The 26,585-nt window shown below is 56.3% G+C and carries 25 protein-coding genes; 13 read left to right on the top strand and 12 right to left on the bottom strand.

Translation table 11 applies throughout. From position 1 onward, the window contains the following. Window position 1: 1 nt before the first annotated feature. From cyoC to ACT3UM_RS09420, 4 genes are all read right to left on the bottom strand, one after another. A complete protein-coding gene (gene cyoC / locus ACT3UM_RS09435; RefSeq protein WP_035577276.1) occupies window positions 2-613 on the bottom strand; it encodes a cytochrome o ubiquinol oxidase subunit III in 612 nt (203 codons plus the stop codon). Further along, a complete protein-coding gene (gene cyoB / locus ACT3UM_RS09430) occupies window positions 613-2,589 on the bottom strand; it encodes a cytochrome o ubiquinol oxidase subunit I (RefSeq protein ID WP_009287202.1) in 1,977 nt (658 codons plus the stop codon). The genes cyoC and cyoB overlap by 1 nt, the downstream gene beginning before the upstream one ends. 3 nt (window positions 2,590-2,592) lie before the next feature. After that, complete coding sequence (gene cyoA / locus ACT3UM_RS09425; protein WP_009287201.1) at window positions 2,593-3,600, bottom strand: ubiquinol oxidase subunit II; 1,008 nt, start codon at window positions 3,598-3,600, stop codon at window positions 2,593-2,595. A 280-nt stretch (window positions 3,601-3,880) separates the two neighbouring features. Continuing rightward, complete coding sequence (locus ACT3UM_RS09420) at window positions 3,881-4,642, bottom strand: DeoR/GlpR family DNA-binding transcription regulator (protein WP_144810319.1); 762 nt, start codon at window positions 4,640-4,642, stop codon at window positions 3,881-3,883. 388 nt (window positions 4,643-5,030) lie between these two features. On the opposite strand from ACT3UM_RS09420, the gene ACT3UM_RS09415 reads away from it, so the two are divergent. From ACT3UM_RS09415 to cdd, 7 genes are all read left to right on the top strand, one after another. Beyond that, entirely contained in the window at window positions 5,031-5,804 is a 774-nt protein-coding gene (locus ACT3UM_RS09415; protein ID WP_442905699.1) for an outer membrane protein OmpK, read from the top strand. Window positions 5,805-5,858: 54 nt separating this feature from the next. Then, window positions 5,859-7,142 carry a NupC/NupG family nucleoside CNT transporter gene (locus tag ACT3UM_RS09410; RefSeq protein WP_035577272.1) on the top strand — a complete coding sequence of 428 codons (1,284 nt, stop codon included), beginning with the start codon at window positions 5,859-5,861 and terminating at the stop codon, window positions 7,140-7,142. Between the two features lie 101 nt (window positions 7,143-7,243). Next, on the top strand, window positions 7,244-8,038 hold the full coding sequence (deoC, locus tag ACT3UM_RS09405; RefSeq protein WP_498898174.1) for a deoxyribose-phosphate aldolase: 795 nt from the start codon (window positions 7,244-7,246) through the stop codon (window positions 8,036-8,038). Beyond that, on the top strand, window positions 8,038-9,393 hold the full coding sequence (gene deoA / locus ACT3UM_RS09400) for a thymidine phosphorylase (RefSeq protein WP_498898172.1): 1,356 nt from the start codon (window positions 8,038-8,040) through the stop codon (window positions 9,391-9,393). Before deoC ends, deoA begins: the two co-directional genes overlap by 1 nt. After that, window positions 9,390-10,634, top strand: coding sequence for a phosphopentomutase (locus ACT3UM_RS09395; protein WP_498898170.1), 1,245 nt, complete (start codon window positions 9,390-9,392; stop codon window positions 10,632-10,634). The genes deoA and ACT3UM_RS09395 overlap by 4 nt, the downstream gene beginning before the upstream one ends. A 29-nt stretch (window positions 10,635-10,663) precedes the next feature. Continuing rightward, window positions 10,664-11,389, top strand: coding sequence for a purine-nucleoside phosphorylase (deoD, locus tag ACT3UM_RS09390; protein WP_498898168.1), 726 nt, complete (start codon window positions 10,664-10,666; stop codon window positions 11,387-11,389). Between the two features lie 12 nt (window positions 11,390-11,401). Then, window positions 11,402-11,821, top strand: a complete 420-nt coding sequence (cdd, locus tag ACT3UM_RS09385) for a cytidine deaminase (RefSeq protein WP_498898166.1) — start codon at window positions 11,402-11,404, stop codon at window positions 11,819-11,821. Here cdd and ACT3UM_RS09380 read toward each other — a convergent pair. The 3 genes from ACT3UM_RS09380 to ACT3UM_RS09370 form a co-directional block, all read right to left on the bottom strand. Beyond that, entirely contained in the window at window positions 11,818-12,807 is a 990-nt protein-coding gene (locus ACT3UM_RS09380; RefSeq protein ID WP_498898165.1) for a LacI family DNA-binding transcriptional regulator, read from the bottom strand. The two genes, cdd and ACT3UM_RS09380, sit on opposite strands and share 4 nt — an antisense overlap. Window positions 12,808-12,893: 86 nt before the next feature. Further along, window positions 12,894-13,943: a Gfo/Idh/MocA family protein gene (locus tag ACT3UM_RS09375; protein WP_498898163.1), complete on the bottom strand. Its 1,050-nt coding sequence runs from the start codon at window positions 13,941-13,943 to the stop codon at window positions 12,894-12,896. Next, window positions 13,940-14,719 carry a ThuA domain-containing protein gene (locus ACT3UM_RS09370; protein ID WP_144810327.1) on the bottom strand — a complete coding sequence of 260 codons (780 nt, stop codon included), beginning with the start codon at window positions 14,717-14,719 and terminating at the stop codon, window positions 13,940-13,942. Before ACT3UM_RS09370 ends, ACT3UM_RS09375 begins: the two co-directional genes overlap by 4 nt. A 272-nt stretch (window positions 14,720-14,991) precedes the next feature. On the opposite strand from ACT3UM_RS09370, the gene ACT3UM_RS09365 reads away from it, so the two are divergent. Beyond that, window positions 14,992-16,116, top strand: a complete 1,125-nt coding sequence (locus ACT3UM_RS09365) for a pyridoxal-phosphate-dependent aminotransferase family protein (RefSeq protein ID WP_498898161.1) — start codon at window positions 14,992-14,994, stop codon at window positions 16,114-16,116. Between the two features lie 43 nt (window positions 16,117-16,159). Here ACT3UM_RS09365 and ACT3UM_RS09360 read toward each other — a convergent pair whose 3' ends face one another. Further along, window positions 16,160-16,849, bottom strand: coding sequence for a CBS domain-containing protein (locus ACT3UM_RS09360; protein WP_498898159.1), 690 nt, complete (start codon window positions 16,847-16,849; stop codon window positions 16,160-16,162). A 165-nt stretch (window positions 16,850-17,014) separates the two neighbouring features. Further along, window positions 17,015-18,445, bottom strand: coding sequence for a hypothetical protein (locus tag ACT3UM_RS09355; RefSeq protein WP_498898157.1), 1,431 nt, complete (start codon window positions 18,443-18,445; stop codon window positions 17,015-17,017). A 114-nt stretch (window positions 18,446-18,559) separates the two neighbouring features. On the opposite strand from ACT3UM_RS09355, the gene ACT3UM_RS09350 reads away from it, so the two are divergent. Then, window positions 18,560-19,600: a J domain-containing protein gene (locus ACT3UM_RS09350; RefSeq protein WP_498898156.1), complete on the top strand. Its 1,041-nt coding sequence runs from the start codon at window positions 18,560-18,562 to the stop codon at window positions 19,598-19,600. Window positions 19,601-19,679: 79 nt separating this feature from the next. After that, a complete protein-coding gene (locus ACT3UM_RS09345) occupies window positions 19,680-20,111 on the top strand; it encodes a hypothetical protein (protein WP_035577244.1) in 432 nt (143 codons plus the stop codon). On the opposite strand, the gene ACT3UM_RS09340 is transcribed toward ACT3UM_RS09345, so the two are convergent. After that, window positions 20,028-22,547: a mechanosensitive ion channel family protein gene (locus ACT3UM_RS09340; RefSeq protein ID WP_035577242.1), complete on the bottom strand. Its 2,520-nt coding sequence runs from the start codon at window positions 22,545-22,547 to the stop codon at window positions 20,028-20,030. The genes ACT3UM_RS09345 and ACT3UM_RS09340 overlap by 84 nt on opposite strands. Before the next feature lie 132 nt (window positions 22,548-22,679). Here ACT3UM_RS09340 and ACT3UM_RS09335 point away from each other — a divergent pair, with 132 nt between their 5' ends. Together ACT3UM_RS09335 and ACT3UM_RS09330 are read left to right on the top strand one after the other, a co-directional pair. Beyond that, entirely contained in the window at window positions 22,680-23,690 is a 1,011-nt protein-coding gene (locus ACT3UM_RS09335; protein ID WP_498898153.1) for an amidoligase family protein, read from the top strand. Between the two features lie 44 nt (window positions 23,691-23,734). After that, window positions 23,735-24,418 carry a gamma-glutamyl-gamma-aminobutyrate hydrolase family protein gene (locus ACT3UM_RS09330; RefSeq protein WP_498898151.1) on the top strand — a complete coding sequence of 228 codons (684 nt, stop codon included), beginning with the start codon at window positions 23,735-23,737 and terminating at the stop codon, window positions 24,416-24,418. On the opposite strand, the gene tpx is transcribed toward ACT3UM_RS09330, so the two are convergent. Beyond that, complete coding sequence (gene tpx / locus ACT3UM_RS09325) at window positions 24,415-24,915, bottom strand: thiol peroxidase (RefSeq protein ID WP_035577236.1); 501 nt, start codon at window positions 24,913-24,915, stop codon at window positions 24,415-24,417. The two genes, ACT3UM_RS09330 and tpx, sit on opposite strands and share 4 nt — an antisense overlap. A gap of 136 nt (window positions 24,916-25,051) precedes the next feature. Between tpx and ACT3UM_RS09320 the strand changes: the two genes are divergently transcribed. Further along, complete coding sequence (locus ACT3UM_RS09320) at window positions 25,052-25,768, top strand: glutamine amidotransferase (protein ID WP_498898149.1); 717 nt, start codon at window positions 25,052-25,054, stop codon at window positions 25,766-25,768. A 16-nt stretch (window positions 25,769-25,784) separates the two neighbouring features. Here ACT3UM_RS09320 and nfi read toward each other — a convergent pair whose 3' ends face one another. Further along, a complete protein-coding gene (gene nfi / locus ACT3UM_RS09315; RefSeq protein WP_498898147.1) occupies window positions 25,785-26,477 on the bottom strand; it encodes a deoxyribonuclease V in 693 nt (230 codons plus the stop codon). Window positions 26,478-26,585 lie beyond the last annotated feature (108 nt).

The following is a 26,585-nucleotide window of genomic DNA, read 5'->3' as shown; positions in this document are numbered from 1 at the left end:
CTCACAACACTCCCATCAGATAGACGAATGAGAAGACACAGATCCAGACAATATCGAGGAAGTGCCAGAACAGGCTTAGGCACAAAATCCTCGGCCGGGTCATATCGTTCAACCCTTTGGTCGACAGCTGTACCAACATGACCAAAATCCAGATCATGCCAAACGTAACGTGCAACCCGTGAGTACCTACTAGGGTAAAGAAGGCCGATAAAAAGCCGCTACGGTCCGGACCGTACCCTTCATGGATCAGATGCTGGAATTCATAGACTTCCATCCCCAGGAAGCACAAGCCCAGTAGAAAGGTAATAATCAGCCACACTTTCACTTGGCCAACACGGTTGGCATGCATTGCCAAAACGCCCATACCGAAGGTGAAACTACTGATCAGCAGTGCAAAGGTTCCGAAAAGGATCAAAGGTAATTCAAAGATATCAGCGCCGGTTGGCCCACCCGCCGTGCCTTTCATCAGCACGGCGTAAGTGGCGAACAGTGACCCGAAGATCACCAAATCGCTCATTAAGTAGACCCAGAAACCAAATAGCTTCGTGCCCGAAGCATCGTGATGCTCATGAGGCTCGGCCGTTGCGCCGTGATGTAACGTATCGGTTGCCATTACGCTTGCGCCTCCACGCGTTGTTGATGCTCACGTTCGATTCGCTCAACTTCAGCAGCGGGAACGTAGTAGTCGATATCGTCGTTAAATACCCGTGCCATAAAGCTGATGAATACACCCACGGCGCCGACGCCGGCTAACCACCAGATATGCCACACCAGGGCGAAACCGATGACCAGCGCAAAGAAGCTGATAACTGGCCCGGCCACGGTATTACGCGGCATATGAATATCGGTATAGGGGGCTTCTTCAAGCTGCTCTTCGCTACGCTGCTTTTGCGACCAGAAGCTGTCGATATCGCCCACTTCCGGTAGACGTGCAAAGTTGTAGAACGGCGCTGGAGAAGAGGTTGACCACTCCAAGGTGCGGCCGTTCCAGGGGTCGCCGGTGACATCAGCGTTCTGTTTGCGGTCGCGAATACTCACCCAGAACTGGATGATGGTGCAGACAATGCCCAGCATAATGATTACCGCGCCTACCCAAGCCAGAATCATCCACGGTTGCCATTCGGGGTTGGCGTAGGACTGCATGCGGCGTACGGCACCAAAGAAGGCCAGTACGTAAAGCGGCATAAAGGCGACGTAGAAGCCGATAAACCAGCACCAGAACGAACGCTTGCCCCACTTTTCGTTCAAAGTGAAACCGAACGCTTTGGGGAACCAATAGGTAAGCCCCGCCATCATGCCGAACACCACGCCGCCGATAATAACGTTGTGGAAGTGCGCAATAACGAACAGGCTGTTATGCAACACAAAGTTAGCTGCGGGCACCGCCAGCATAACGCCGGTCATACCGCCTAGGGTAAAGGTGATAATAAAGCCCAGCGTCCATAGCACCGGCGAAGTGAGTTCCAGGCTGCCGCGGAACATGGTGAACAGCCAGTTGAACACTTTCACCCCGGTAGGAATGGCGATGATCATTGTCATAATGCCGAAGAAGGCGTTGACGTTGGCGCCCGCCCCCATGGTGAAAAAGTGGTGCAACCAAACCACAAACGAGAGCAAGGTGATCGAAATGGTCGCCCACACCATGGTGGCGTAGCCGAACAGCCGCTTACGGGCAAAGGTCGCAATCACTTCAGAGAACACGCCGAAGGCTGGCAGAATCAGGATATAAACTTCCGGGTGGCCCCAGGCCCAGATGAGATTGACGTACATCATCATGTTGCCGCCAAAATCATTGGTAAAGAAGTGCATGCCCAAATAGCGGTCCAGCGTTAGCAGTGCGATGGTCGCGGTCAAAATTGGGAAGGAAGCAATGATCAGCACGTTGGCGCACAGCGATGTCCAGGTGAAGATCGGCATGCGGAACATCGTCATGCCTTTGGTGCGCATTTTAATGATGGTCACGAAAAAGTTAATACCGGTCAGCGTGGTGCCTATACCGGATATCTGCAACGCCCATATCCAGTAGTCGACCCCCACCCCGGGACTAAACTCGATCCCCGATAACGGCGCGTAAGCGAGCCAGCCGGTTTTGGCGAATTCGCCCACCACCAGCGAGATATTGACCAGTATCGCGGAGACTGCAAACAGCCAAAAGCTTAAGTTATTCAGGAAAGGGAAAGCAACGTCGCGGGCACCAATTTGCAGCGGCACCACCAGGTTCATCAAGCCGATGACCATGGGCATGGCGACAAAGAAGATCATAATCACGCCGTGGGCGGTAAAGATCTGGTCGTAGTGCTCGGGGGGTAAATAGCCCGCTGCATCCCCGGCGGCCATCGCCAGCTGGGTGCGCATCATTATCGCATCCGAGAAGCCGCGCAGCAGCATCACCAGGGCGACGATGAAATACATAATGCCGAGCTTTTTGTGGTCAACGGAGGTAAACCACTCGTTCCACAGCCAGCCCCACTTACGGTAATAGGTGATTAAACCAAACAGTGCGATCCCACCAATGGCCATAAAGGCCGCGACGACCATGATGATCGGCTCGTGGTAGGGAATTGACTCTAACGTGAGTTTTCCAAACACGGCTTAACCTCCCACTTCTACGCTAGAGGAATGGCTGCGCATGGCATTATCCTGACTAGCATGGTTGTTAGTGACATGACCTGATTCGGCCGCGTGATCGGCAGTCTTCTCATTTTCGCCATCGTGGGAGTCAGCATGATCGCCGCCCATCTGATGCTCGCCGCCGGTATGGAAGCTTCGTAAGATGCTTTCATACAGTGATGGTGAGATGGCTGAGAAGTACTCAACCGGATTCGATTCGCTAGGTTCCGCCAACGCTTCATAACCTTCTGGGTAGGTCAGCGTTTGTGGAGCCGCGCGTACCGTTTCCACCCAGGCGTCAAAATCCTCGGGGTTGGTCACCTTGGCTTCAAAGGTCATGCCAGAGAAGCCTGCGCCACTGTAGTTGGTGGAACGACCAGGGTAGCTACCAATTTCATCGGCGATGAGATGGACATCGTTATCCATGCCCGCCATGGCATAAATCTGGCTGCCAAGATGGGGGATAAAGAAAGCGTTCATCACTGAGCCTGAGCTGACCCGAAAGCGCACCGGTGTATCTACCGGAAAGGCCACTTCGTTAACACTGGCAATACCCTGCTCGGGGTAGATAAACAGCCACTTCCAATCAAGCGCCACCGCCTGTATTTCGATCGGCGCCACATCGCTTTCCAGCGGTTTGTGGGGATCAAGGCTATGGGAGGTCTTCCAGGTCAACAGGGCGAGCACCGCGATAATCGCACAGGGCACGATCCACACCACCGCTTCAATCACGTTGGAGTGCGCCCAATCAGGCGTGTATTTAGCCAGGCTATTACTACGCCGGTAACGCCAGCCAAACAGCAGCGTCATGACAATCACAGGAATAACTACAATCAACATTAGGCCAAAGGCGGTCAGAATCAGTGTGCGCTGCTCAGCGCCAATCTGGCCTTTTGGGTCTAGCAGCGCTGAACTACAGCCTGCTAGAAACAGACACAGCGCAAGAAGCACTAGCGTGCCTCGCCTGCGCCAAAGTGAGCGTCGTTGCATGGTGTGATCTCGTCAGAGGTTGTTTAAAACACTAGCTAGCCATGTCGCCCTTCTACATAGCAGGCTAACTACCACCCCATACTCTTCCCAAAACATGCTCTGCATGACGCTCTTGAAAACGTGCTAGGAAAACGCTCTCAAGGACAGTGCACACGTGACGCTGGGCGCCATTGCTCCGGGAAAAATATGCGTCGCCGGATGGGAATTGGCGACGAGCCTCGCTGGCCTAAGCACTAAAGGCTTAAGCAGTTAAGACTAAAGTATTTTCTATTGATCGAGATCATGAAAGAAGTGGCGCATTGCCGCACCCCAGGTATTGACTGCTATGAGCCCCCTCGCCATCGGTGACCACCACATCAAAATCGTCCAGGGCGGCGAAATAAGCCGGGCGCACCACGCCGAACTTGCTGGCATCTACCACTAACAGGCGCTGCATAGCGGTGGCAATGGCCGCTTGTTTCGGTGCCACTTCGTGAAAGTGGAAACAGCTTACCCCCCGCTCTAAATCCACCCCCGCCGCAGATATCAACGCTTTATTAATACCTAACCGCTCGATAGCAGCGGTCATATTGTCACTACCAAATGACTGCGAGGTGGCATAAAACAGCCCGCCCAGTAGCACCAAGCGCACGTTGGGCAGGGCGGCGACGGCATTGGCGACGTTAAGCGCATAGGTCACTACCGTCAGCTCATTAAAATGGCTTAATTGGCTCAACAGCGGCATCAGCGTTGAGCCGCAGTCAATAAACAGTGTATCGCCCTCTTCAATAAAGGCGAGTGCTCGCTGGCACAGGCGATACTTCGCCTGGTAGTGGCTGGCCTGCTGCTCGGTTAGGTCATAAATAGGCGTGACGCCGGGGTAATTCGCCATCACTAAGCGCCCCCCCAGCAGACTAATGGCGGAGACCTGGGTTGTTAGGTCGCGGCGGATGGTCATTTCGGAAACATCGCACAGCTCTGCTGCATCGCGCAGATGAAGAGTACCGCCACTGGCAAGCGCTTCCTGAAGTTTGGCAAGGCGCTGAGCGCTACGGCCATTCATGGTGGGCATCTCCTGGCAAACCCCTCTTGTTGTGTTTTTCGCAACGACAGCATCGGTGTTGCGTCAATTTCTATGCTGAGCGAGCTGCGGCGTAATTTCCACTGCTACGACGGCTATTGATACTATTAGTGCCACAGTGAGAGCCATATGACATTTAAATAGCGTTGATGTGACAATACTTGCAAATCAACGTTAGAAAAATAACACTAAATGTTATAATTTTAACATTAACGCCAACCCGCACAATTACAACCCTCGGATAGCCACACCCAAATGGCTCCGCGATAACCTTGTTGAGGCTTTTATGACAGTTCGTACACACTCTCACTCTTCTCGCTCCTCGTCTTTTGTCGCGCTTAGCGCTGGCGTAACGGGCGTATTGGCGACGATGCTCACCACACCGCTAATGGCAGATGATGCTCAGCCCCATCCGCTTGATCGGCTGTGGTCATTCGCCAACGTCTCGGTCAATTATCTGGACTGGTCGAACGGCACCGAAGCGCGCACCGCTTCCAATGCGGCTAAAAGCGACTTCATGTTTCTCGAAATCGAAGGCGGCGCTGGCTTTAGCTGGGGCGAGTTTTATGGCTTCTTTGATTTCGAGAACCCCACCAACGACCAGTTTGATGAATCCAGCGGCGGCAAGGACAACTTCCGCACCGCAGGTAAAGTGACCTCGCACATTTATCTGGGCGATAGCCCGCTGTCGATTTATGCCCACCTGTATGACTTCCGCGATTACGGTTATAACAGCCGCGAGCAGGATCAGATTCTGGGCCTGGGCTACCGCACTACCTTCGACAATGGTCTGTGGTTTAAACCCTTTATCGGGGCGGCGCGGGTACAAAGTAATAGCTATACCGGCATGAACGGCTATATGGCAGGCTGGGTCGCGGGTTATGATTTCACCGCGCTCAACCAGAATTTCAGCGTCACCAACTGGCACGAACAGACGTTTGGCCGTGACGATGAGTATCTGGAACAGAACTACGTGGGCGATACAGCAGGCAGTGTAGGCACCAACGGTGCACTGAGCCTGTGGTGGCATCCGAGCGATTTGATCACCACCGGTATTCAGTATCGCTACTCTGACAACAAGTTGGGTACCCCCAACAATTATCAGAATGCGATGATTTACTCCGTCAAGCTCAACTTACTTTAAACGCGTTACTGTCTATAAAAACGTTACTTACGCGCTGACGCGAAGGATCCCCATATGACACTCCTTATGAGCTTGGTGGGTATGGTCACTCTGGTGGCCATTGCCCTGATCTTCTCTTATGACCGTAAATCGATCCGGCTGCGTACCGTGCTGGGCGCCTTTGCTATCCAGGCGGGTATCGGTGCCTTTGTACTTTACGTGCCGTTTGGCCAAGCGGTGCTGCAGGCCATTTCGTCCGGTGTTAGCCAAATATTGGTGTATGCCAACGACGGTATCGGCTTTCTGTTCGGTGGTTTAGCGGATGTTGATAACGTCGGCTTTGTATTTGCGATCAAAGTACTCCCCGTCATTATCTTCTTCTCGTCGCTAATTGCCGTGCTTTATTACATCGGCATTATGCAGTGGGTGATTCGTATCCTGGGTGGCGCCCTGCAAAAAGCGCTGGGCACCTCACGCACGGAATCACTTTCCGCAACAGCGAATATTTTCGTCGGCCAAACCGAAGCGCCGCTGGTAGTGCGTCCGTTTATCGCCCGCATGACGCCTTCGCAGCTATTTGCCGTTATGTGTGGTGGCTTGGCCTCGGTGGCTGGATCGGTATTGGCGGGTTACGCGGCGCTGGGGATTCCCATGGAGTACTTGGTAGCGGCCTCCTTTATGGCGGCACCGGGTGGGCTGCTGTTCGCCAAGCTGATCATGCCGGAAACCCAAGACGTAACCGATAGCGACAGCGTTTCCAAGGTGGAAGAAGAGATTGACGCCCAGGAAGATAAACCTGCCAATGTGCTAGATGCTGCGGCATCGGGCGCCACCTCGGGTTTAATGCTGGCCGCCAACGTGGGTGCGATGCTGCTGGCATTTATCGCCCTGATTGCCCTGATCAACGGCATCCTGGGTGGCATTGGCGGCTGGGTGGGCTTTGACTCGCTGAGCCTGGAGCTGATCTTGGGCTGGTTGTTTGCTCCACTCGCCTTCCTGTTGGGTGTACCCTGGGAAGAAGCGACCCTGGCGGGCTCATTCATTGGCCAAAAACTGGTGGTCAACGAATTTGTCGCTTACATCAATTTAGCCCCCTACATTGACGGGGAACAAGTTGTTGCCGCCACGGGTCAGTTAATGACACCGCACACTATGGCGATCCTCTCTTTTGCGCTGTGTGGCTTTGCTAACCTCTCCTCCATTGCGATTCTGCTGGGCGGTTTAGGTAGCATTGCCCCCACGCGTCGTAAAGAGATTGCCCGCTTTGGTGTCAAAGCCGTGCTGGCCGGTACACTATCCAACTTGATGTCGGCCTCGATTGCTGGCTTCTTTATTGCGCTAAGTGGCGCGTCTGCATAGCGCTTGCCATTGCTAGCGCAGTGACGGCTACTTAACGCATCGGGCACTGCGGTTTTATCCGCAGTGCCCGTTTTTATCTTTTACTGATTTGTGAGAACTCCATGACTGCGACTGCCTCCCCTCATATCGTCCAAGCCGCCCGACAGGCACTCACCCTCATGGACCTGACGAGCCTGAACGACAGCGACACTGACAGCACCATCGAGGCACTTTGCCAACAGGTGAAAACGCCTTTCGGCAATCCAGCCGCGGTCTGCGTCTACCCGCAGTTTATCGTTACTGCCCAGCGCGCGCTTACCGCGCATAAACTCGATAACCAAGTTAAAATTGCCACGGTCACCAACTTCCCCAACGGCGACGACGACATTATGGCCGCCGCCCGTGAAACCCGCGACGCAGTTGCCTCCGGCGCCCATGAAGTTGATGTGGTCTTTCCCTACCGCGCGCTGATGGCCGGCGACGAAGAGACCGGCCTTGAGTTGGTTGAAATGTGCAAAGCCGCCTGTGCTGGCCAAGCGCTGCTCAAAGTGATTATTGAGTCCGGCGAGCTTAAAGAGCCCGAGCTGATTAAACGCGCCAGCGAACTCGCTATTGAAGGCGGCGCTGATTTTATTAAAACCTCGACCGGCAAAGTAGCCGTTAACGCTACGCTGGAAGCCGCTGAGATCATGTTAAGAGCCATCAAGGCCAGCGGCCAAGATGTTGGTTTTAAAGCGGCGGGTGGCGTCAAAACTGCCGAAGACGCGGCAGCATATCTGGCCCTTGCCAACAACATTATGGGCCCAGGCTGGGCAACGCCCGCGCACTTCCGCTTTGGAGCTTCCAGCCTGCTGGGCAATCTGCTGGCAACGCTGACCGGCAATACCAACGCCGCCGCCACAGCCGGAGGTTACTAATGGCTGCCAACACGACTAAACACGCCCTGCTCCCCCAGGAACTGATTCGCCTTAAGCGTGATAACCAGCCGTTGCCGGCTGAAGAGATCAAAGCCTTTGTGCAAGGCATTGCCGATGATCGCATTAGCGACGCACAAATTGGCGCTTTCACCATGGCGGTGTTTCTTAACGGCATGAGCCGTGAAGAAGTCGTGGCGCTGACTACCGCCACCCGCGACTCCGGTCATGTGATGCAGTGGAGCGACCTGAACCTGCCCGGCCCGATTGTCGATAAGCACTCCACTGGCGGTGTAGGCGACTTGGTCTCGCTGGTGCTTGGCCCCTGGGTCGCCGCCTGCGGCGCCTTTGTACCGATGATTTCTGGCCGCGGCCTGGGACACACCGGCGGCACGCTGGATAAGCTTGAATCGATCCCCGGCTACGACCCCTACCCTGCGCCAGAGCGTTTCCGCGAGGTGGTGAAATCCACCGGCGTGGCGATTATCGGCCAGACCGGGGATCTTGCCCCTGCCGATAAGCGCATTTACGGCGTGCGGGACGTCACCGCCACGGTAGAGTCTATTCCGCTGATTACCGCCTCTATCCTGGGCAAAAAGCTCGCTTCAGGCCTGGACGCGCTGGTCATGGATGTAAAAGTCGGCAGCGGCGCTTTTATGCCCACGCCGGAAAAATCCCGCGAGCTGGCTAAAAGTATCGCCAATGTGGCCACCCAAGCGGGCACACCCACAACTGCCCTGCTCACCGACATGAGCCAACCGCTGGCCCCCTGCGCCGGTAACGCCGTTGAAATCGTCGAGACCTTGGCGCTACTGCGCGGCGACCGCCCCAACAGCCGCGTGATGCAAGTCACCCGCGAGCTGGCGGTAGAGATGCTGATCGCCGGCAAGCTGGCTGGCTCACGTGAAGAAGCACTAACTAAGCTTGAGAAAGCGCTGACCTCCGGCGCTGCCGCGGAAGTCTTTGCCCGCATGGTGCGTGAACTCGGCGGCCCCAGTGACTTTATGGAGCGCTCAGATCACTACCTGGCCAAAGCCGACGTGATTAAACCCGTGTATGCCGAGCAATCGGGTGTCGTCCAGCGTATCGATACCCGCGCCGTGGGCATGAGCGTGGTGGAACTGGGTGGTGGCCGCCTGCGTAACGATGCCAGCGTCGATCACAGCGTCGGTTTCACCGACATCGTCGAAATCGGTGAGAGCGTGGATAGCCAGCGCCCCATTGCCATGGTGCACGCCCGCAGTGACGCCGCCGCCGAGCGCGCCGCCGAACAGCTGCGTGCAGCGTTTACAATTGGCGAAGGTGCCGCCAACGCCGACACCCTGCTACAAGACACTTTCCGTGGAGAAGCCTTATGAGCCGCGCGATTGTACTGGTACTTGACTCCTTTGGGATTGGCGCCGCCCCGGATGCCGCGACCTTCGGCGATGAAGGCTCCGATACCCTGGGCCATATCGCCGCCGCATGCGCCCGTGGCGAGGCGGATAACGCCAATCGTTCTGGGCCACTCAAGCTGCCCAATATGGCCAAGTTGGGGCTATTCCACGCCCACCGCGACGCCACCGGCAGCGTTGCCGAAGGCGTGACGCTACCAGAAAGCCTGGAAGGCGCTTACGCCCACGCCAAAGAAATTTCCAGCGGCAAAGATACCCCTTCCGGCCATTGGGAAATTGCCGGTGTCCCGGTGCGCTTTGAGTGGGGCTACTTTCTGGATAAAACCGACAGTTTCCCCCTTGAGCTGCTTGATGCCATCGTGCAAGAAGCTGATCTCACCGGCGTGATTGGCAACTGCCACGCCTCCGGTACCGAGATCATCGCCCGCCTGGGTGAAGAGCACGTCGCCACCGGCAAGCCAATTGTTTACACCTCGGCGGATTCGGTCTTTCAGATCGCCGCTCACGAAGAGCATTTCGGCCTTGAGCGGCTTTATAAGCTGTGCGAAACCGTCCGCGAGCTGCTGGAGCCTTATAACATTGGCCGTGTGATTGCGCGTCCGTTTATTGGCGAAGACAGCAACACCTTCGCCCGCACCGGCAACCGCCGCGACTATAGCGTTGAGCCACCGGCACCGACCGTGCTGCAAAAGCTTGATGATGCCGGTGGCGAAGTGGTCTCGATTGGCAAAATTGCCGACATCTACGCCCACTGCGGCATTACTCACAAGGTAAAAGCCAGCGGCCACGATGCACTGATGGACGCCACACTCAACGAGATCGAGCGCACCAGCCAGCGCGACGAAGGCGAGCGCGCTATGATCATGACCAACTTTGTCGATTTTGACTCGGTCTATGGCCACCGCCGGGATGTGCCGGGCTACGCTGCCGCACTAGAAGATTTCGACGCCCAGCTACCTAAGCTGCTGGCTGCGCTAAGCGAAGATGATCTGCTGATTCTCACCGCCGACCACGGCTGCGACCCCAGCTGGCACGGCACCGAGCACACCCGCGAGTACATCCCCATTCTGGTACATGGCCCCGGCTTTACCCCCGGCTCGCTGGGTGAGCGCGGCACCTTTGCCGATATTGGCCAAACCCTGGCCGACTTTTTCCTGCTTCCGGCCATGGCCGATGGCACAAGCTTTCTACCTGACGCTGCTTAAAGGCTAGCGCCGCTTAAAGGAGACCTTTGATGGCAACCCCACATATCAACGCTGCCCCCGGTGATTTTGCCGATACCGTACTGATGCCCGGTGACCCGCTGCGCGCCAAGTACATTGCCGACACCTACCTGGAGAATGTTCGCCAGGTCAACGACGTGCGCAATATGTTTGGTTATACCGGCACCTATAAAGGCCGCGAGATTTCCGTGATGGGCCACGGCATGGGCATTCCGTCGGTCTCCATCTATGCCAAAGAGCTGATCACCGACTACGGCGTAAAATCGTTGATCCGCGTGGGCTCCTGCGGCGCGGTGCGCGACGACGTCAACGTGCGCGATGTGGTCATCGGCATGGGCGCCAGCACCGACTCAAAAGTTAACCGTATGCGCTTCAACGACCACGACTTCGCCGCCATCGCAGACTTTGAGCTGACCCAGCACGCCGTTGCTGCCGCCAAAGCCAAAAACGTGCCAGTCAAAGTCGGCAACATCTTCTCAGCGGACTTGTTCTACAACCCGCAAACCGAAATGGCTGAAATGCTTAAGCGCTACGGCATTGTGGGTGTAGAGATGGAAGCTGCTGGTCTATACGGCGTCGCCGCCGAGTTTGGCGCCCGCGCCATGACCATCTGCACGGTGTCGGATCACATCCTGAAAGGCGATTCGCTCTCCAGCGCAGACCGTCAAACTACCTTTGACGACATGATGCTGATTGCTTTGGACACCGTGTTACGCGACGACGCAGCCCACGCTTAAGAGGAAGTTGTGATGAGTCAGCAAACGGATGAAGTATCAGAAGAGATCGTTGAGAAGTTATTCAGCGCGCGGGCTAACGCCTATGTGCCCTACTCAGCACACCCGGTGGCATCAGTAATGGTGACGCCGGATGGCCAGCAGTTTGCGGGCACTAACGTAGAAGTGGCGCACTACAAAGGCCTGTGTGCCGAAGCCTCGGCCATTTCCGCTATGGTAACCGCAGGGCAACGCCAATTGGCAACGGTCTACGTCATGGGCCCGGGCGATCACTTATGCACGCCCTGCGGCGACTGCCGTCAGCGCATCCGCGAGTTCGCCACGCCAGAAACGCAAATCAAGGTGCTATCCGGCAGCGGCGAACTACTGAAAACCTACACCATGGAAGCCCTGCTACCCGATGGTTTTGGGCCAGAGCAGCTACCCCCGCGCTAACTCGTTTCCCGTAACACCAGCGCCACCGGCAACGATACGTGCCGGGGCGCTGCTCCCGCCCGCGCTTCTGCCAGTAGTGCCATGCTCGTCTCGGCTATCTCGGCAATATCCTGCCGTACGGTGGTGAGCCCAGTGGCGAGGGCGGGCAGGTCATCAAACCCCGTTACTGCGACCTGAGCAGGCACCTCGATCCCGCGGTCTTCCAGCGCGGCCACACAGCCCAACGCTAGTTCGTCGGTGGCGCATACCAGCGCATCAAAAGGCAGTGGTTGAGTGCCCTCTTCGTCTAAATAGCGATTTAGATAGCGATAGCTGTTAAGGGAGTCTGACGCTAGGCGGTGCGGTAGGCTGATCAAGCGTTCGGCAAGCCCCGCCTCTTCCAACGCACGCCGATAGCCCTCCAAGCGGCTATGCGGGCGCGGTGCTTCTAGCTCACCGCCCATAAAGGCCAACCGCTTGCGGCCCTGGGTAATGAGGTGGTGCGTTATTTCATACAGCCCCTGCCTATCGTCTGGGGAGACGGAAAAGCCTTCCCCGGCGTCACCTATGCGTACAAAAGGAATATCAGCGGCCTTAAGCAGTGCCGGACGCTCATCGTCTGGGGCTTCACCAAGCAAAATGGCCGCCCCCGCGCGTTCGGGTAATTCAGCGGTTTGCTGGTGATTAAAGAACACCGGCACCATACCCTGCTGATGGAGGGCCACGGTAAGATGCTGGTAGAGCAAGATATAGTAAGGACGTAGCTCGATATCCTGACGGCCGAGAGAGATGCCTACCACCGCCGTTTTACCGCTGATTAGCTGACGAGCCGCGGCGCTGGGTTGATAGGCCACTTCTCGACTAATCGCCAAAATTTTCTCACGTAGGGCGTCACTGAGCCCTGGCTTGCCGTTCAGGGCCCGGCTAACCGAGGCAATCGATACCTCGGCCCGCCGGGCAATTTCTCGGATGGTGGCCGTTTGGGCGCTTTGCTTGCTCTTTATCACCGAATCTCTCACCGGCTATTTCCCGCCCTATTTTTCACCTGGAATGCCTCCAGTGTGCCGAAAAATGCCCGGCGTTGCGAAGCTGATTACACTGCAACTTCCAGGCTGCGATCTTCCTGACTGGAGATAACACAGGCATCAAGAACGGTTTGGATCGCCGCGCCGCGGGCAAAGTCCGGCTGGTCGTTTTGACCACTGCGGATGCTTTCCACAAAACGCTGATAGATACTGGGTGTTGGCGGTGCCTTCACTGTGCTCCAGCGCGCCGGGTGAACGTCATCGTCCAAACACACCTGCACGTCCTCTTTCGAGGCGTCTAAATCGACACGAATAGCACCTTTATCACCGTGTACACTCAGGGTTAGTGAGTTATGGTGCCCGGTCGCCCAGCGGGTGGCTTGAATGCTGCCCTTGGCCCCATTGGCAAAGGTCACTCGCATTAGCGCGGTATCGTTGGCATCCAATAGATAATCGCCGATGCGGTTATTCGGGGCTTTTTCAAAGCAGGTCAGTTCGCAGTTCACGCGACTAATATCGCCCACCGGGAAGCTGGCGAAATCGACAATATGCACACCCACATCGCCCAATACGCCTTTGCTGCCATGGGCTTCCGAAAGCCGCCAAAGCCACTGACTCTCCTGATCCCAGCGCCCCCACTCATTGCTGACCAACCAACTTTGCCGGTAGCTGGCATCTACGTGGCGAACTTGACCAATCGCCCCAGCGGTAATCAGTGCACGAGCGTGCTGAATGGCCGGCGCATCGCGATAGCTAAAATTGACCATATTGATGACCTTGGCGGCCTGCGCCGCTTGGGCCATTTCATGAGCATCATCCGCATTCGTCGCCAGCGGCTTTTCGCACAGAATGTGCTTACCTGCGGTGATCGCGGCCAGTGACGTGCGCTTATGAACACCATCCGGCGTGACGTTGCTAACGGCTTGGATATCCTTCCGCGCCAGCATAGTCTTCAGGTCGTCATACGCATCGGCGATACCATAACGGCCAGCAAAATCACGGGCCTTGGCCAGCTCCATATCGCACACCGCCACCACTTCCACTCCCTCGATCCGGCTAAAGTGCTTGGCGTGTTCCCCCGCCATACTGCCAGCGCCAATAATCGCCAAGCGGATCATTTGAAGCCCCCTTCGCCGGGTTTATGCAGCCCTTCGCCTTTGATTTCCACCGGGTTGGGGGCCTGATCGGCAGGAATATTGGGGCAGCTGTCGATCCACCGGGAGCCTTCCGGGCGCGCCCATTTCACAGCGTTCTTCAGTACCGTTTTCACCTGTGCGTCGTAGTAGATTGGGTAGGTTTCGTGACCAGGGCGGAAGTAGAAAATCTTGCCGTTGCCGCGTTTGTAGGTCAGCCCTGAACGGAATACCTCACCACCCTCAAAAGCACTGATAAAGATCACTTCATCGGGGTTGGGCACCGCAAACGGCTCGCCGTACATTTCGGTGTGCGGCAGTTCGATATAGTCGCCCAGGCCCTGAACGATAGGGTGACCAGGGTTAACGACCCACAGCCGCTCGCGCTCTCCCGCTTCCCGCCACTTGAGTGAGCAGGTCGTGCCCATCAGGCGTTTGAAGATTTTTGCGTAGTGCCCAGAGTGCAGCACTATAAGTCCCATCCCCTGCAATACGCGCGCCTGCACGCGATCGACGGTCTCTTCCAGCACATCGCCGTGAGCAGCGTGGCCCCACCACAGCAGCACGTCGGTATTTTCTAGGATCTCTTCACTTAGCCCCTGTTCGGGGTCTTGCAGAGTGACCGCACGGGCATCGAGCCCTTCAGCTTCGTTTAACCCTTTGGCGATGCAGTTATGCATACCTTCTGGATAAATTCGCGCCACGACTTCATTGGTTTGTTCGTGGACGTTTTCACCCCAAACGGTAACGTTAATGGTCATCTATTCTCCTTAGCCATAGCTGGTTAACAGCACAAAAGCAGCTTAAAAGTGCTGCATAACCCACAAAGTAAACGCTTACCTCGAATACGTAAACGTTTACTCGTGTGCAACTTTAGTCGCTAGCCCGCTTATAGTGCCTAGACCATCACCATTGGCATCACGACGAAGTTATCCGTATTCTGAGACGCAACCTCGCGCTTTAACGTGTCTCAAGATGCGTGTTTAATTATTTGTTTCTAATAACAGGCTGTTTCTAACGACAGGAGAACGCCATGGCTGGTTTACTGCCCAATGTCGACCCCGAGGGTCTACTTGAATACTCGGTGGTCTACACAGACCGCTCGCTGAATCACATGTCGCAGCAGTTTCAAGGTGTGATGCGGGATATTTCCGCCACGCTGAAAGAGGTGTACACCGCCCATGCAGCGGTGATTGTGCCTGGCAGCGGCACCTTTGGCATGGAAGCGGTGGCGCGCCAGTTTGCCGTTGACCAGAAAACCATGGTTATTCGCAACGGCTGGTTCAGCTACCGCTGGACGCAAATTATTGAGATGGGTCGCTTAACCGACCAGCACACGGTGCTTAAAGCACGGCGTCTACAGGCTGATGACCCGCGCTCGCCTTTTCAGCCGGTTCCCATTGAGGAGGCCATTGCGCAAATTCGCAGCGAAAAACCTGCTGTGGTGTTCGCCCCGCAAGTCGAAACCTCTGCTGGCTTGCTACTTCCGGATGACTATATTCAAGCGCTAGCAGAGGCCACTCACGAGGTAGGTGGTTTATTAGTGCTAGACGCCATTGCCGCGGGCACCCTGTGGGTGGATATGCTGGCACTTGGGATTGACGTGGTGGTAAGTGCGCCACAAAAAGGCTGGAGCGGCTCGCCCTGCTGCGCCATGGTGATGCTCTCTGAACGCGCCATCCAGCGCTTGAGTGAGACCCAGAGCAACAGCTTTGCCTGCGACTTAGGCAAGTGGCACAGTATTATGCAGGCCTATGAAAATGGCGGGCACGCCTACCACGCCACCATGCCTACTGATGCACTGCGGCAGCTAAGGGATATTATGCAGGAAACCCGCGCCTACGGCTTTGCCAAGGTAAAAGAGGAGCAGCAGGCGATTGGCCGGGAAGTCCGCGCCATGCTTAACCGCCACGGCTTTATAAGCGTTGCTGCGGAAGGCTTTGAAGCTCCTGGCGTGGTGGTGTGCTATAGCGACGATAGCGGCTTAGTGGGCAAACTTGCCCAAGCAGGCGTTCAAGTGGCGGGCGGTGTACCGCTGATGTGCGATGAAGGCGATAACTTCCAAACCTTCCGCATAGGTTTATTTGGCCTCGATAAACTGCACCACACAGAGCGCAGCGTAAACAGTTTAGAGCAGGCGATTAAAGCAGTGGTGTAAGGTAAAGAAAGCAGAGCCCGCTACTTTAATAGCGGGCTTTAGGTCACATATAGCCCACACCCCGCGGCATCATGCCCAGATGGTTTTCGACTTGGGTAACCCCTGGCACGTTTTCCGCAGCAACGGTTACCGCCTGCTTCTGTTCAAGCGATTCAACCAGCCCCCAGACCTCCACAGCACCGCCATCCACAATCACGCTAATACCTTCAACCTGTACGCCGGTATTATGCTCAACCTCGTTGAGAATAGCCTCGCGAATTTGCCGATCATCCGTGGGCGACTGGGTCGGCGCCACTGCGGCATTGGCAATACCTTGTAGCAGGTTTGCACGGCTAACAATGCCCACTAACTTGCCATCACGCAGCACAGGCACCCGCTTGATATGGTGTTTTTCCAACATGCGTGCAATGGTGTGCAGCGGCGTGTTCTCTTCGACGGTCATTGGATTCGGGGTCATGACCTCGTGGGCTTTACGACCATGGGACTTTACATAGTCGCCAGCGTCCTTGCCGCCGGTAAACAGCGATAACCACCAGGAGTCACGATGATCACCGTCGCCTTTTACTCGACGCATTAAATCGCCTTCACTGACAATGCCAATCACCTGGTGAGCCTCATCCACTACGGGAACGGCACTGATACGGTGACTGAGCAACAACTGGGCAATTTCTCGCACTTCAGCATCAGGCCCCACACTCACCACTTTGGGCGTCATAATATCAATAGCTTGCATTGTACTCCTCCTTGCGCTCAACCTTTAAAGACTGAGCAGCAGATGCAGGTTAGTCTGCCTGTACTTTGAGACTAGTTCGCTGCTGGCAATTTGCCCATGTCGAGAGGCGATATCAATGAACGCATTGAGGCGGCGTTGATCTGGCGCAGTTTATTTGCCCCTTTCTTATTTTTGCTCCTTCACCACACTGCTCTCTTCGACTTTCTCAACATCGACAATGCCCGAGCGGCTAACAACCACCTTCCAGCGGGCGAGGTAGGGCGTATCCTCACTACCCGTCTCCCGAATCACCAAGTTGAACAGATGGCGGCGCTCGACGCCCTCACGCACCGCTTGGCCATCTTTTAAACGGTAGATATGATGCTTGCCCTTACTCATTAGCCGCGTCAGCATGGAGATATCCAGGTTGAGAGTTTCGCGGGTGTGCTCGTAGCCGCTTAAAAAGCGCGTGGGCGACATACGTGAGCTTGAGCGGTAATGCAGCACCACCTCTTCCCGCTGAGCCACCTTGCGACGGCGCATCTGCTGAATATCCTCGCCCAGCGAGGCAAATCGCTTGTAGTCGAACCATTCCAGTTGACGCCCCACCAAGGCGTTATGCGTGGGGTCGCGATACTGTCGGCGCCACTTGGGGCGTCCTTTACGCAGCCAGCGCCAAAGGGTATTGCGCAAATCATCCTTAAACACTTCACGCATGGCGTAGAGCAGCGCCATAGCTAAGACGAACAGGGCAGTAATCCCGCCCAGCACGCTGCGCAATTGCAGTACACCCAAGGTCACAAATGTCATCACCACGGCTGTCGCCAGGGCCTTGACCGCTTTCTGCTCACCGCCACCCAGCTCTAACGCCGCTTGTTTCAGGGTAATCGGGTGCTCAATCAGCCGCCGCAGCAGGCGCATTTTATTCGACATGCGTGTTGGGTCTGCCATAACCCGCTCGGCGTTGTACTGCTGCTCGCGGCGGTACTCATCCTCTCGATGGCAGACGCTGATAAAACGGCGACGAATATCGGTAAACTCTCCTCCACGGGGCATATGGGCTATCAACGCCAGCAACTGCTGTTCGGTAAACCAGGAGAGGTAGTTATCGATATTGGCAAAGTACTTATTGAAGCTTTCATCATCGGGCTTATGGCGTCGCAGCCGCTTGAGAATGCCGTCACTTAGGTCGATCATTTCGTGCAGTTGGTCGCGTAGGGCGACAGCACTCTGTTGTACCTCACGGTTTTCTTCCCGCTCCTCTTGGCGAGCGTGGCGCAACTTATTGGCGTTCACCAGCATCGCTCGAGTCGTGCGCTCCATCGCTTCCACGTATTGGTAGGCGTAGAGGCTCAGACTCAACCGGTACGAATCGCTGCCGAGGCGGTTACGACTGGCCAATCGACTGTGCACCAAGGGTAAGAGATACTCGTCACTGTAGTAGGTGCGCGAGACATTGATGGCCGCATGATAAAAGGCTTCTTCTGAGATAAGCTGGGTGCTTAATCCAAGCTCGCCAGGCACAAAAAGATAGACGTCGAGGTTATGCGATGTCTCTTCCTTGAGCCGCCGGGTAAGACGCAGCTGAAAGCTGTTTTTACGCTCAACGTTGATCAACTCATCAATCTCCTACTCCTTTGGCTAACGTGATGATATACCATGGCTAAAATGATCATGGGGCTGCGCAAAGCCACCGCCCTTTGTTTACCTCTTCGTCTATGGAGCTAGGAAATGCCCATTGCCCGTTTTTCACCCTTTGAGCTGCTGCTATTAAAGAGCCGTAGCCAAGTGGATACGGCAACCCTGCTGCTGTTGGCCTGGGTGCTGGTGCACCGCCAACACGTCTCAGAGGGGCAGCGGCGCCGCCGCCTAGCTCAGGTGACCGCACAGTTTCGCCACGGGCATGAGTTAGGCCCGGTGATGAGTATTGCCCATAGCCAAGACCTGCAAGCGATCCAACTAGCGGCCGAGGTGGTTCGCAAAGAGTGCGGCACAGAGCGCTGCCTCAGCGTTATTCATCAAGCGATTACCGTTGCCACCGATGACGGCGAGCTGTCGCTGGCCAACCACTATATTTTGCGCTTTTTGGCCGATTTGCTAAGCGTTGCCCCAATGACCTTAAACACCCTGTTTAAGGAGCTCACCGGCACCTCGCTTACCACCCCCGAAGACCCCAGTCGTGATGCCTACTGGAAAACTCACGATCCAGATTACCATGCCCGAAAAGCACGCGAGGCCGAGGCGGCGGAACGGCAGCACCAACAGGCCAACGCCCAGGCCGAACAGCAACAGCGAAAAAAAGAGCAGCGCCACCAACAGAAGCAGCAAAAACAGCAGGAGAAGCAGCAGCGCCAAGAGCAGGCTCGCCAAGCCCGCGAGCACGAACGGCAACGCCAGCGGGAACAGACGCGCCAGCAGGAGCAGAACAGGCAACAACAGCAGCGCGAACAAGCCGAGCGGGAACAGCAACGCCGCTCTCGCGATCACTCTTCTCAGCAACGCTCTCGTCAGCAAGACTCTTATCATCAAGAGCAGCGCAATCGCCAGCAACGCACTTCACCGCCGCCGCCGGACCGCACCACGCGGGCGCTTTCGGTGCTGGGACTTACCCCAGGCGCCACCCGTATAGAAGTGCGCCACGCCTATCGGCGGATGGCACAGCTCCACCACCCAGACCGCTTCTATTCGGAGAGCGAGCACCAGGTAGCCTTGGCTTCAGCGCGGTTTCAGCGTATTAAAAACGCCTACGATTATTTGATGCAAACTTATTGAAGCCATGCAACGCTAGCCTGCTCGCACACCCTGTTTGGCCTACAAGAATTGACAGTCCTAAGAGAAACGATAGCCCCCTATGCGCGATTTGTACCAGCGCCTCGCGGTTTCCCCCGAGGCCAACGACCAAGAAATCAGCCAAGCCGTTGCTAGCTGCCAGCATAGCGCACTACGCCAGGATGCCGAGGCGGTGTTCGCCGTTGCCGAACGCCGTGAAACCTACGATACGCTGCACGACACCGTCAGCGATATCGGCAGGCTACGCGCGCGCCTGGGGCTCAGCCACGGCGCCCACTGGCAGGGCGATGTCGCCAACGACTTTTCACTGCCCCCCGACCACGCGATTTCCCGTCACGACGAACTGGTTGACCGCGTTAGCCACGCGGTCTCGCTTTACAACCGCTGGCGCCGCTGGCGCGGGCCGTGGCTACTGATCGCCATGTTCGCCGCCGGGGCTGGCATAGGTATCGCTCTGGGGCTCGCCCTGTGCCTGGGGTTTGTGCCGATGTGAAGCCGCACGATTAGCCGTGTTATCGTGTTTACGCTCCTGTTCATCCTTGCGAATCTCGGCTTTTGTGGGGCGCGGCGCCGGTTTCGGCGGCGCGGGTTTCTTATGTTCCTCTGGATTTGATGTAGCTTCTTGGGCTGATTCACCCTTGCCCTGTTCACGCTCAGGTGGGTCGTTTTCTTGCGAGTCTGTGTCTAGCGAGAACGAAGTCCCCGCGGTAGCCTCCATACGGTCTTCGGAGCGCGCTTCCATACTGACACTGAGACGCGGCACGCCCAGGTCAATCTCTTGGGCTTCCATGCGCTGCTTCAGCAGCAGGTTAAACGCCCGTGAGACATCCCACTGCATCTCCGGTGCGGTACGAAAACGCATGCGTAGGATAGGGCAGCCATCCTCAAAGCCCTGGACCCCCTGCATTTCCAGCGGCGACCAAATATAGTGGCGCATCATCGGATCGCGGCGCAGCTCCTGGGCGGTCTCCTGCATCAGCGTAATCGCATCGTCGATTTTCATATCAAACGGAATACGGATACGCATCAGCGCGATGCCAAACTGGCGCGACATGTTATGAATCGACTCAATGCGGCTAAAGGTGATGATATGCACAATCCCATCCAAATCGCGCAGCCGCACGGTGCGCAGCGTCAGCCCTTCGACCGTACCCATATGGTTATTGATCTGTACAAAGTCATCTACCGCCAGCGAATCCTCAATCAAGATAAAAATACCGGTAATCAAATCCTGTACCAACGTCTGGGCGCCAAAACCAATCGCTAGACCGATCACACCCGCACCGGCTAGCAGCGGCGTGACATTGACACCCAAATTCGCCAGCCCAGCGATGAAGGCAATAATCAAAATGGTGACGAAGATAACATTGCGAATCATCGGCGTGATGGTTTGCGCCCGGGCCTGATTAACCCGCCGCCCCCGAGAGCGTGCCGACGACGTAAGTGCCCGCTGAATGGCGGTGTCAGCGAAGATCCACACTAGCCATGCCAATAGTACGGTGGCGCCCAGGCTCACCAGCGCTTGACCAATCCGCGCGCTGGCCACGGCCTGCTGGCCCAGCCCAAAGAACGAACTGCCCCACACCTGCATGGAGAGCTCGGCAAACACCATCCATGAACAGATATGCGCCAGCACAAAACCGAAGCGCTCTAAACGCTTACGATACTGGCTCTGGCGGTGTCGGTGTCGGCGCTTGCCCATCCGTTCCGCTTGGCGGCGCAGCAGCCCAGTGACCACCAGCGTTAACACCAACAGGCTGGCGGAAATAATTGAGCGTGCCAGCGCGGTGCCTACATCGCCAACGGTGATAAAAATCGCCAACAGTGAACCACTCACCATCAGTAACGCAGGTATGTGCCATAGCCCACCCAGGGAGCGGATCATCTCGACCGCGGCGCTGGCATCACGACGCTGCTTGAAGGGGCGATTGCAAATCAAATGGCGTACGGGGCGTTTGAATTTGATAATAAACCGCGCCGCGAGCAGCGCCGCCAACATATTGGAAAGCACCGACACTAGGCTCGATAGCTCGCTGCCAAGCATTTCGACCAAGCGAGAGGAGTTAACCGCATCGCCAAGCGCAATTAAGGCACCGATCACAAACAGGCCGCGCAGCGCGTGCTGTTGAAGCAGTTGAACCGCGGTAAACCGATGGCCGCGGCTAAAGAATGCGATAACCGTTTCAAATACCACCGAGAGCGCCCGACCACACAGGCAAATATAGGCCACCACCAGCACCAGCGTTCGCCCAGGGCTATCAGGCAGCACCTGACCAATGCCCAGCGTGATAGCAAACGACAACGCCCAAGGCAGCATACGGCGCAAGAAGTGCACCGCCATCAACCAGCCTTTTGGGTCCCGGGGTAAATCCAGCGGCCACTCCCGCCGGGTGGCCACCATGCGTCCAAAGGCAATCATGACGACCAGCAGCACTCCCCAAATCAGCGCAAGCACGGCGCCCTCGGCCACCGCCCGAATCGCCTCGCCCTGATCGGCATCATCGTTAAGCGCGCGCAAATCATCTGCGCCTTGAACCAACTGGCGTGACCACTGATCAACCGGCGAGTCCCCCGCCTGGGCCTGATCACCCAGGTCACTTAAGGTGTCAGCGAGAGCCCCCAGCAGCCCTTGGCGCACCACGCCTTCATCCTCACTGGCAGCGTCAGCGGTGACCTGCAACTCGCGTAGCGATTTAAGCAGCTCGGTGCGCTGTTGCTCGCTTTCGAGCATGGTGATGACGTCATTCAAGGACGCCTGGAACTCTTCACCACTGACCTCGGCCGTTTGCTCTTCAGAACCACCGCCCAAGCTGGGAAGCGACACCGTTTGCGCCTGGGCCTGCGTAATTGCCGTACTCGTCAATACCAGGCTTGCCAAGACAAACAAGACAAGGCCTGTTAGCGAGTTGATTAACCAGTGCTGTCGCACGCCTTACTCCTGAAAATTAGCTTAGATGGCGCTCTGCTTATCATCTGCTGCCGCTACGCCAGTAATACGCACAGTCTCAACGCGTGACTATGATAGGCTGGAAACCTAAACGTTCACCTCAAGGATGGCGAGATGACGCTACAAGCTCCACCCAACCGCTTAAACAGCCATGGGAAAATTCGGCAGGTTGGCGTTGAAATTGAATTCGCAGGCCTGCCGCCCCGGGACACAGCGATGATTGTACGTGAGCTGTTTGGCGGGGAGCTTAACGTGGTAAGCCCTCATCGGCTACTCGTAGAGGATACACGCTGGGGCGAATTTGGTATCGAGCTCGACACTCAGTACGCTCATCCTGACAAAACACTCGTTGACGACCCGCACGCCCAAGACAGCGAGTGGGCGCGCCATCAGCATCAGCGGCGGATCGAGTTTCATCAAAAAACCCGCGAATTGATTGGTGATATGGTCACCGGTCTAGTGCCTACCGAAATCGTTTGCCCCCCCATCCCCTGGGATGAGCTGGAAGATTTAGACACGCTATTCGAGGCACTGCGTAAGCATGGCGCCAAGGGCACCGATGCCAGCCTGTTGTATGGGTTTGGGTTACACCTAAACCCCGAAGTGGAGCGTTTCGACGTTGACTACTTGCTGGCCATGCTGCGTGCTTACCTGCTGTTAGCTAGCTGGCTGCGTGACGAAATTAAAGTCGATATTACCCGTGAGATGCTGCCCCACGCGAATCCATTCCCCAAAGCCTATGCGTTAAAAGTGCTTGATAGCCGCTATTCGCCGGATCTCGACACGCTGATTGACGACTATTTGGGCTACAATCCAACGCGCAACCGCGAGCTGGATATGTTGCCGCTATTTGCCTTCCTGCGACCCGATCATGCCCATGAATTACTGCATAAGCAGCTTACCAAGCCGCGCCCTACCTTTCACTATCGCCTACCCAACGCCCAGCTTTCACAGCCGGGGTGGGGCTCCGTGGTCGAGTGGAATCGCTGGGTAGAGGTTGAGAAACTGGCCGCTAATGCTGACGTTTTGCTCGCCCGGTGCGATGAGTACATCGCCGATCATAACCGCCCCATATTGACCCGTGTAAAAGAGAAACTGACCCACTGGCTACGCCGTAAACACTAGTTTTTTTCGTTCTTTATTTCCCGCAACAGTGAGTAACCACCCGCATGTCTCGGCCGCTTATCGGAATTACTACCTCTGACCAAAAAAGCCATTTAGCGTGGTGTTTCGATTGGTTTGCCGTCTGGCGGCATGGCGGCAAACCGCTGCGTTTATCTCCTTCGCGCCCGCAGCCAGAAAGCCTTGATGGTTTAATCATCGGCGGCGGCGACGATATTCAGGCCCACCTTTATGGCGGCGAAGTCCAACTGGATGTGCGCCTTGACCCCGCCCGGGATGAGCTGGAGCTCACCCTACTTGAGCGCTTTATCCCGCTGGATACCCCTGTACTGGGTATTTGCCGAGGGGCGCAATTAATCAACGTACACCTTGGCGGCACCCTGGATCCCGACATCTACACGACCCATGAAGGGCTAAAGCGGCGACGCACCGTACTCCCGCGCAAAACCGTTGATATCGTAGGAGCGAGTAAATTGCATCGCTTGCTAGGGGTTACCTGGTGTCGGGTTAACAGCCTGCATCATCAAGCCGTTTATCAAGCGGGTAGAGGGATTGAAATCGTTGCACGTGACAGGGATGGTTTGGTGCAAGGCATTGAGTCGCGGGAACACGGCTTCTTGATTGGCGTCCAGTGGCACCCGGAGTGGTTGATTTTCAATCGCCCCCAGCAGCGCTTGATTCGCGCGCTGGTGAGGGCGTCAGAGCGGCATGCTAAACGGCATACGAGCTAGTTCAGTACCGCCAAGGCAGCCTCATAATCAGGCTCGTTCTTCAACTCGCTCACCAGCTCACTATGCAGCACCCGGTTATCGGCATCCAGTACCACGACTGCACGGGCGCAAAGGCCTTCCATGGGGTTGTTGCACAGCGCTACGCCCCAGGCTTCGCGAAACTCAGCGTGGCGGAAAGTCGATAGCGTTTCGACGTTATCCAAACCTTCCGCCCCACAGAAGCGCTTGGCCGCAAACGGTAAGTCCGCAGAGACAACCAATACCACGGTATCCGCAAGGTTAGACGCCAGCTCGTTAAAGTGCCGCGTAGACATGGCACAAGTAGGCGTATCTACACTGGGAATGATATTCAGCACTTTACGCTTGCCTGCATAGGTATCGAGCGTAACGTCTTGCAAATCAGTGTTGGTCAGCGTCATCGCAGGTGCCGGCTGCCCTTTTGCAGGCAGTGTGCCAGCCACATCTAGCGGTTCGCCTGCGCGGGTAATCTGTTGCATTCTCGTCTCCTTATAAGGTTAATAATGAATACGTGTTGGCCATTTGATAAGCCATGGTAGGCTATCTTCATGCCTTTGCGTTCTGCCTGAAAGGCCTTTGTTCAACGTTTGCGTTTCATCCTACCGAGGGAGTGATATGGCCTGTGTATTAATCATTAAAACCGGCGACGCTTTTCCGGAAGTTGTCGACCAGCACGGTGATTTTGAAACGCTATTTGAAAAGCAGCTTAGCACGGCTCTACCGGCACATTTAGATTTACAGGTATGGGATGCAACCCGCCAACCCAGCGCACCTGATCTTAAAGCACTCGCGGGCATTGTGATTACCGGCTCGCACAGCATGGTCAGCGAAGCCGAACCCTGGAGCGAGGCGCTTAAACCATGGCTGCAAGAGGCGCTGGCAAACGAAACGCCGATGCTAGGCGTTTGCTATGGTCACCAGTTAATGGCCGCCGCTTTTGGTGGCGTGAGCGACTACCACCCGGCGGGCAGGGAATCCGGCACGCGTACCGTGCGGCTAACCCAAGCGGGGCAGCAAGACCCTTTGTTTAGACAGCTACCAGAAAGTTTTTCCGCCCACCTGACCCATGCCCAATCGGTGATGCAAGCGCCTCACGGTTGCACAGTGCTGGCCCATAACAGCCACGACGCCCACCAGGCGCTACGCTACGGCCCACGCCAGTGGAGCGTCCAGTTTCACCCCGAGTTTACTGCGCCGGTGATGCGTGCCTACCTTGAGCGCCAACGTGCCGCGCTGCGCGACCAGGGCGAAGAGCCCGATACTCTGCTGGCGAACATTGTGGACTGCCATGAAGCCACCAGCTTGCTGCGGCGCTTTTTGGCGTTTGTATAGCGCGTGGCCACTGCCCTTAGTCAATGCGACGCTGATCTCGACGTGAGGCCAAGCGATCCGCCAGCCGCGTTGGCTCAGGCAGCTTGGTACGTCCTAAGCAGCGCATCACCCATTCAAGCGATGTTTCCAAGGTGATGCGGTGCCCAGGCGATACGTACACTGGTTTAACCTTGGTACGGGAGCGCAAAACCGCACCAATGGTCTCTTGCCCCGCGTAAAGCGGCACCCTGTCACCGCGCTGCTCGCCCACCTCAGCGTGTTGACCACACAGGCGCGACTTGGCAATCCCAATGGTGGGCAAATCCAGCCATAGCCCTAGATGAGCCGCCACCCCTAACCGGCGTGGGTGCGCAATACCCTGGCCATCGACCATCACCAGCTCAGGCATCACGCTGAGTTTTTCAAACGCGCCCAGCGCAGCGGGGATTTCGCGAAACGACAGCAAACCAGGGATGTACGGCATGCGCGTGGGTTCGCGGTGGATCACCTGCTCTACCACGCTTAAATCGGGTGCGGTGGCAGGGTCCCACTTCAATACCACCACCGCTGCCCGGGTGATTTCGCCACGCTCTTCAAAACCGATATCTACCCCAGCGATATGCGTTACCGGCGCTAGGCGATCGGTCATTTCCAAGCGCTTGGCCAGCTCTGTCTGCAGGGCTCTCGCCTCTTTAGGCGCCAAATTCCATTCGTGTAACGGTGCTGACATATCATCCTCCTTGGTCTAGTGAATGGTAATCAAGGTAGCAAAAAAACGCCCCCGCACCTGGAAAGGTACGGGGGCGTTTGAGATTTTCTCAGGCGCCGTTTAACGGCG

Origin of the sequence: Halomonas sp. AOP13-D3-9, from assembly GCF_052379125.1 — a bacterium.
Lineage (GTDB): Bacteria > Pseudomonadota > Gammaproteobacteria > Pseudomonadales > Halomonadaceae > Vreelandella.
Note: the sequence above shows the minus strand (reverse complement) of the source record. Positions and strands in the feature narration are given on the sequence as shown.